General features: G+C 67.2%; 1 protein-coding gene. It reads right to left on the bottom strand.

Features of this window, described 5'->3' with window-relative positions:
* Nucleotides 1-8,273, bottom strand: an 8,273-nt coding sequence (locus tag A5732_RS02670) for a non-ribosomal peptide synthetase (RefSeq protein ID WP_142256537.1), incomplete at both ends; no start/stop codon positions are given.

Here is an 8,273-nt window from a genome sequence, read left to right as displayed (position 1 = left end):
ATCGCAACACCTTTGGGCACCCCGGTAGTGCCCGAGGTGTAAATCAGGTAAGCGACATCGTCGGGATCCGGCCCCGGCGTGTGCAGGGGCCCAGTGGGCAGGGTGTCGATGCGTCGATCGTTGACGTCGATGACCGTCACGCCATGGCGTTCGAACCTCTCAGCCAGATCGGCGGTGGTGACGCCGACGACCGGCTTGGCATCGCCGAGCATGAATTCGATCCGGGTATCCGGCGACGAGGGGTCGATCGGCAGATAGGCCGCCCCCGTCTTGAGCACCGCCATGATCGCCGCGACCGCCTCGGCGGACCGCGAAAACAGCAGTGCCACAGTCTGTCCCGGACCTGCGCCCGCAGCCGCGAGACTATGCGCCAACCGGTTCGAGGTTTCATCCAGCTCCCGGTAGGTCACCGACAGGCCCTCGCACACCAGCGCCACGGCATCCGGGGTGCGGGTGACGTGGGTGGCGAACAATTCCGGCACCGACACCGCAACGCTCGACGGGCTGGCCAAAACCGCTTTATTACCAAGCTCTTCCAGCCGGGCGTGCTCGCCCTCGCCGAGCAGATCCACCGACGAGAGCCGCCGGGTCGGGTCGGCGGTCATCGCCATCAACACCCGCTGCAGCCGCGCGATCATCGCCTGGATGGTGTCCGCGTTGAATACGTCGGTGCGGAATTCCACGTGCCCGGAAATCCCGGCGGCCGCACCGGCCTCGGTCCAGTTTTCCTTGAGGAAGAAGACCAGATCCATTTTCGCGGTTTGGGTATCCGCGGCCAGCGGCTTGACCTGAAGATCACCCACACTCAGCCCGGTCTCCGGGACATTGACCTGCCCGGGGAAGTTGTTCCAGCCCAACATCACCTGCACCAGCGGGTGATGCGCCAACGACCGGGTCGGGTTGACCCGCTCCACGAGCACCTCGAACGGCACATCCTGGTGCTCATAGGCGGCCAGGCTGCGCCGTCGCACCTGGGCCAGCAGCTCGGCCATCGTTGGATCACCAGTCAGGTCGACGCGCAGCACCAAGGTGTTGACGAAGAACCCCACCAGTTCATCGAGTGCGGGATCGCGGCGCCCGGCGATCGCGAACCCCACCGCCACATCGCGGCTGGCGCTGAGCTTGGACAGCATCACCGCCAGGGCGGCCTGCATCACCATGAAACCGGTCGCATTGTGCTCGCGACTCATACGAGCAATCTGTTGCTGCAACTGCGCCGGCCACTCCACCATGACCCGGGAGCCGCGTTGATCGGCCACCGGTGGGTAGGGCCGGTCGGTGGGCAGCTGCAGCCGCTCGGGCATCCCGGCCAGCGTCTGCTCCCAAGCAGCCAGCTGCGCGGCGATGCGGCTCTCACTGTCGTCGAGATCGCCGAACTGCGCGCGCTGCCACAGGGTGTAGTCGACATACTGCACCGGCAATGGCGCCCAGCCGGGGGCGCGCCCCGCGCACCGGCTGGTGTAAGCCAAACCCAGGTCACGCAGCAGCTGCATCGTCGACCAGCCATCCGCGGCGATTTCATGCAGCACGGCCACCAGCACGTGCTCGTCGTCGGCGACGCGGAAAAGCCTTGCCTGCAAAGGGATCTCGGTGGCCAGGTCAAACCGGTAGCGCACCGCGGCGACGATGGCTTCACCTAACCGGTCTGCGGGCCAGTCGGTGGCATCAATGACGTCCCAGCCGAAGTCGGCCTGCTCGGCGGGTACCACCAGCTGTTGGGGCACCCCCTGGATTGCCGGGAACAGGGTGCGCAGGCTCTCGTGGCGGTCCACCACATCGGCCAGCGCCGCCCCCAACGCCTCGGCATCCAGGTTCCCGCCCAACCGCAACGGCACCACCACGTTGTAAACCGGTGATGGGCCCTGCAACTGGTCGGTAAACCACATCCGGCCCTGGGCAAACGACAACGGCACCACCGCCGGTCGCTCGACCGGCACCAGCGGCTCCAGGCCCCCGCCCTTACCGATGCGCGGCGCCAACTGGGCAACCGTGGGCGCCTCGAACACCGCACGCACCGAAATATCGGCATCCAGACCGGTGTTGACCGCAGCGATCAGACGCATCGCCGACAGCGAATCCCCACCCAGGTCGAAGAACGAGTCGTCAACCCCGACCCGGTCCAGCCCCAGCACCTGGGCATAGATGCTGGCCAGGATCTCCTCGGTGGGGGTACTCGGGGCGCGGTAACTATCAGCACCCTGGTACACGGGTGCCGGCAAGGCTTTACGGTCGATCTTGCCCGAGGAGGTCATCGGGAACTCGTCGAGCACCACGATGTGCGTCGGCACCATGTATTCGGGCAACCACGCGCTCAACTGCTGACGCACCGCGGTGACTTTGGCGTTGGTCTGCGGGTCATTGGCGTAACTGGTGACTCGGTGGGACCCGACACGCGGCAGATACACATCGGTCAGCGCGGAGGTCTGCTCAGCCTCAGCCGCAGCGATGAACACCGCATCCACGGTGCCCGGTTGAGCGCTCCAGGTGACCGCGACGCGATATCCGGCGGTCTCACCAAGGCGGTGCAGTTGTTCGGGGACAACGGCATTGGCGTCGTCGACATGGGCCAAGGCGTCGGCTAACGGGAGCCCGGCGGCCAGGCCGCGTTCGATGTCGACGTCGCTGCTCACTCCGGCGCGGGGAACACCGGTGACACGAACGGCGCCCGGACGCTCAGACATCAACCGGGTATGCAACCCGTCCAGGCCCGCGCACTGGGCCCACGCCCAGCTGTCCGCGCCGGCCAGTGAGCGCACCGGTGCGGGGGACTTATAGACAACGAGGTCGTAGCGGTAGCGGTTGAGTTCGTTGTCGGCCATCCCGCGTTTGACTTGAATATCCAGTCCGACCGCCGACGACTGGTCGGCAGCCCAGGTGGTGAAAAACTCTGGCGCCAATAGTAATTCGGGCTCGCCGAGCACAGCGCGCTGAACGCGTTGACGAATCTCGGCGGCATCGGCGGCCTCGGTGCGGGCCCGCGCGACGCCTGTCTGAAACGCGCCCTGCAGGCTGTAATTACGCACGTCGCCGATGAACAATGCCCCGCCCGGTGCCAGCAACCGCATCGCCACGGACATCACGTCGCGCAGATACCCCGCACTCGGGAAGTACTGAACCACCGAGTTGAGCACCACCACATCGAAATGGCCCTCCGGCAACCCCTCGGCCACATCGGCCGGCTGCACCCGCAGCTGCACCCGATCCCCCCACGGCTGCGCGGCAACCGCCGCCTGCAGATTGCGGATCGTCGGCGCCGAAAAGTCCGTGCCCCAATACTCGGCACAGTTCGGGGCGATCTGGGACAACAGCAGCCCCGAACCCACGCCGAGCTCCAACACCCGCTGCGGCTGCAATGCCAGGATCCGATTCACCGTGGCCGAACGCCACTCCACCATTTCCTCGAGCGGAATCGCCTCGTCGGTGTAGCTGCTGTTCCAGCCCCGGAAATCCATGCCGAACACCGGCGCCTCGACCTCAGCGACATACAGGTCGTCATACAGCTGTTGCCACTCTTCGACGAATTCGGCATCGTCATCGGCAATGCTGTTGCGCTCCAACGTGATATAGCCGATCAAATGCGGACCGGTGTCGCTGTGGTGCACGCTGGCCGCGGCCTGGGTGACCTGCGGGCAGGCCAGCAGGGTGTTTTCGATCTCGCCCAGCTCGATGCGCTGCCCGCGCAGTTTGATCTGGGTGTCGGCGCGGCCGAGATAGTCCAGCGTGCCCTCGGCAGTCCAGCGCACCAGATCGCCGGTGCGATACATCCGCGCCCCGGGCTGCCCGTAGGGATTGGGCACGAACCGTTCCGCGGTCAATCCGGCACGGCCCACATAGCCTTGCGCCACCGCCGGCCCGTCCAGGTACAGCTCACCGACTACCCCGGGCGGGGCCGGGTTCAGCCGCGCATCCAGCACCAGCGCACACACCCCCGGGATCGGGGCGCCGATGCGCACCGGCTGGCCCGCCATCAACGGCGCACAGGTAACCCAGATGGTGGTCTCGCTGGGGCCATAGCCATTGAACATCGCCCGACCCGGTGCCCAGGCAGCCACCACCTCGTCCAGGCAGGCCTCCCCCACAGCGATCAGCGTGTCCAGCGCGTCCAGGCGGGCCCGATCCAGCGACGACAACACCGTCGGGGTCAGAATCGCCGCGCTGACCCGCTGGTCGTGCATCAACGCGGTCAACGCCTCGCCGGCATACACTCCCGCCGGAGCCACCACCAACGCCGCCCCCGACGCCACCGCCAACAAGAACTCACCGACCGAGGCATCGAACGTGGGCGCGGCCACCATCAACACCCGCGCGTCCGCACCCAACCCGAACATTGCGCGTTGGGCCGCCGCCCATCCCAGCAGACCGGCGTGGCTGACCGCCACGCCCTTGGGCACACCGGTGGATCCGGACGTGAAGATCACATACGCGCCGTCGTCGGTGCCCGCTGGCGCCAGCCGCTCGGCGTCAACAATCGGATCCACCCGGTACCCGGTCAGGTCCAATTCATCGATGCGCAGCACCGGGCGCGCCCCGGCGACTGTGTCAGCGCTGCACGTCAACGCACACACCGCGCCAACCGCGTCGAGCACCGCCGCGGTCCGCTCCACCGGATGGGTCGGATCCACCGGCACATACACTCCACCTGCCTTGAGCACCGCCCACCAGGCCACAACCAACTCCACACTGCGACCCATCGCCACGCCCACCGCGCGCTCCGGGCCCACCCCCGCCTCGATCAGCGCCCGCGCCAACCGCGTCGACCATTGATCAAGCTCGCCATACGAGACCGCCCGGTCACCGTCGATGACGGCCACCGCGTCCGGGTCGGCGGCCACCGCCGCCGCCAACAACGTCGGCGCCAGACCCACCGGGGCGGTCACCCCGGCACCTGACCAGCCCGAGAGCACCAGATCACGCTCGCCGCGATCCAGCAGCGACACCTCGCCCACCGTCACCGAGGCGTCGGCTACGACCGCCTCGATCACTCGGCCGAACCAGCCGACCAGCCGCTCGATGGTGGACCGGTCATACAGATCCGTGGCATACATCATCAGCCCGGCGGCCATCGGCGCACCCGCATCCTCGCCGGGCACCTCGCTCAGCTCGATATCCAGGTCGAACTTGGCGGTACGGGTAAACACCGCCAACTGCTCGACGCTGACGCCCTCCAGCGCCATCTCGGGGCGCGCATTGTTCTGGAAGACCAAAAGCACCTGAAACAGCGGATGATGCGACGCCGAGCGCACCGGGTTGAGCTGCTCGACCAGCAGCTCGAACGGCACATCCTGGTTGCTGTAGGCATCCAGCGCCTGCTGGCGCACCTGCTCGAGGACCTCGCTGAACCGCTGCGCAGAACTCACCCCTACCCGCAACACCCAGGTGTTGACGAAGAACCCGACCAGCTCATCGAGCGCCGCGTCCATCCGCCCGGCGATCGGTGCGCCCATCACCACGTCCTCGCCGGCGCCGACCCGCTGCAACACCACCGCCATGGCCGCCTGCAACACCATCGAGACCGTCGCGTTATGCGCCGCCGCCAACGCCTTGACCCCCGCCCAGGTCTGCGAGTCGATGCGAAGCTCCACCTCATCACCGCGATAACTCGGCACCTGCGGGCGCGCCCGATCCGCCGGCAGCGACACCACCTCGGGCAGATCAGCCAACTGTTGCCGCCAATACGCCAACTGGCCGGCGATCACACTGTCGGGGTCAGTCTCGGCGCCCAACCAATCCTGTTGCCACAGCGTGTAATCGGCATACTGCACCGGCAACGGCTCCCACTGCGGGGCGCGGCCCTGCCGCCGCGCCCGATAGGCCTCGCCCACATCACGGACCATCGGGGCCAGCGACCAGCCATCAAAGGCGATGTGGTGCACCACAATTCCCACCACATGCTGCTCGGGGCCCACCGCATAGATCTGCGCTCGAATGGGGATCTCGGCCGACAAATCAAACCGGTATCCCGCCAGCGCCACCAACTCGCCGACCACATCCTGCTCGCTCAGCGACACCACCGCGTCCCCGCGCCGCCACATCCCCGCCGCGGCCGGCAACACCTGCTGCAACGGCACACCGTCGACGTCGGGAAATATGGTGCGCAGCGATTCGTGACGGGCGATCACATCGTCGATAGCCGCCCCCAGCGCCTCGATATCGAGCGCTCCGTTGATCCGAAACGCGGTGGGAATGTTGTAGGTCGCCACCCCGCCCTCGAACCGGTCGAGGAACCACAACCGCTGCTGGGCAAACGACAACGGCACCACCGCCGGCCGCTCCACGGACGCCAACGGCTTACGCCCGCCCCCATCGCCACCGATACGTGCCGCCAATTGGGCGACGGTCGGCGCCTCGAACACGGTGCGCACCGCAAGGTGAGCATCCAGGGCGCTGTTGACCGCGGCGATCACTCGCATCGCCGACAGGGAATCCCCGCCCAGGTCGAAGAAGGAGTCGTCGACCCCGACCCGCTCGAGCCCGAGTACCTGGGCGTAGATGCCGGCCAGGGCCTCTTCGGTGGGGGTACTCGGGGCGCGATAGGCATCGCCCGAGGTGTATTCGGGAGCCGGCAGGGCCCGGGTATCCAGTTTTCCGTTGAGCGTCAACGGCAGCGCGTCGATTACCACCACCGCCGCGGGCACCATATAGGTGGGGAGCCGCTGACCCAACCGGGCCCGAATATCCGCTGGGTCAGCGGCTCCAGTGATATAGCCGATCAGGCGCTTGTCGCCGGGAGAGTCCTCGCGGGCGATCACCACCGCCTGCTCCACCCCATCCAGCGCGGCCAGGGCGGCACGGATTTCCCCGAGTTCGATGCGATAGCCGCGGATCTTCACCTGCTCATCGGCGCGACCCAGATAATCCAGCTGCCCATCGGCACCCCAACACACCAGATCCCCGGTGCGATACATCCGCGCCCCGGAATCCCCGAACGGGCAGGCCACGAATCGCGACGCGGTCAATGCGGCGCGGCCCACGTATCCGTAGGCCAGCCCGCCGCCGGCCACATACAACTCCCCGACCACCCCGGCCGGCACCGGACGCAGCGACGCGTCCAGCACAAAAAAGCCAAGATGCACCAGCGGCACCCCGATCGGGCTGACAGTGCGGTCGATGTCGGCCACGCTGATCTCGCGGAACGAGGCATGCACCGTCGTCTCGGTGATCCCATACATGTTGATCAACCGCGTCGACCCCGGATGCTTGCGCAGCCACGTCCCAAGACGCTCGGGTTCCAGCGCCTCGCCGCCGAACACCACCGTCTCCAGCTTCAGCTGAGATCCCAGGTCGTCTACCCGCGCATCGACGGCTTGCAGCGCATAAAACGCCGACGGCGTCTGACTCAAAACGCTGACCTGTTCAGCAGCCAGCAAGGCATGGAAGTCCTCCGCCGAGCGCACGACCGAGTCGGGCACCACGACCAGCCGCCCGCCGTGCAGCAGCGCACCGAAGATCTCCCACACCGAAAAGTCAAAGGCCAACGAATGACACTGCGACCACACTTGCTCCGGCGACAGTTCCACGTCGGCGTTCAGTGCCCTCAGCAGCCGGGTCACGTTGTGATGAGGGATTGCCACGCCTTTGGGGACACCGGTGGTGCCCGAGGTGTAGATCAGATAGGCGATCGCCTCGGGGGCAGGCGCCGGCAAGCCAGTGTCCGGGTAGCCGGGGATGCGAGGGTCGTCGACATCGATGACCGGCAGACCACGCCCGTCGAACCGGTCGGCCAGCCCAGCGGTGGTGATGGCGGCGATCGGTGCGGCATCGGCAAGCATGAACTCGATCCGGGCCGTCGGCACAGCCGGGTCGATCGCGACATACGCCGCCCCGGTTTTGAGCACCGCCATTATCGCCACGACCGCCTTGGCCGACCGCGGCAACAGCAGCGCCACACGCTTGCCCGGGCCGGCGCCCAGGCCGGCCAGCAGATGCGCCAACCGGTTCGACGCCTCATCAAGCTCGCGATACGTCATCGAGTGGCCGTCGAAGGTCACCGCCAGCGCTTCGGGCGCGCGCTTGACTTGGGCGGCCCACAGGGTCGGAATCGACACCGGTGTGGGGGCGGGCCGAGTCAACGCCGACCGGTTGCCCCACCGATCCAGGCGGCCGCGCTCAGCGTCGTCGAGCACATCCACCGACGACAACCGCTGGCCGGGATCGGAGGTCATGGCCGCCAGCACCCGTTGGAACCGCTCGATCAGTGTTTCGATGCTTTGGCTGTCGAACACGTCGGTGCGGAACTCCACCGTCCCGCCGATCCCGGCGAGCTCACCGGCCTC

This window comes from Mycobacterium colombiense (genome assembly GCF_001953985.1).
Lineage (GTDB): Bacteria > Actinomycetota > Actinomycetes > Mycobacteriales > Mycobacteriaceae > Mycobacterium > Mycobacterium colombiense_B.
The sequence above is the reverse complement of the archived record's forward strand: the minus strand, read 5'-3'. Positions and strand labels throughout refer to the sequence as shown.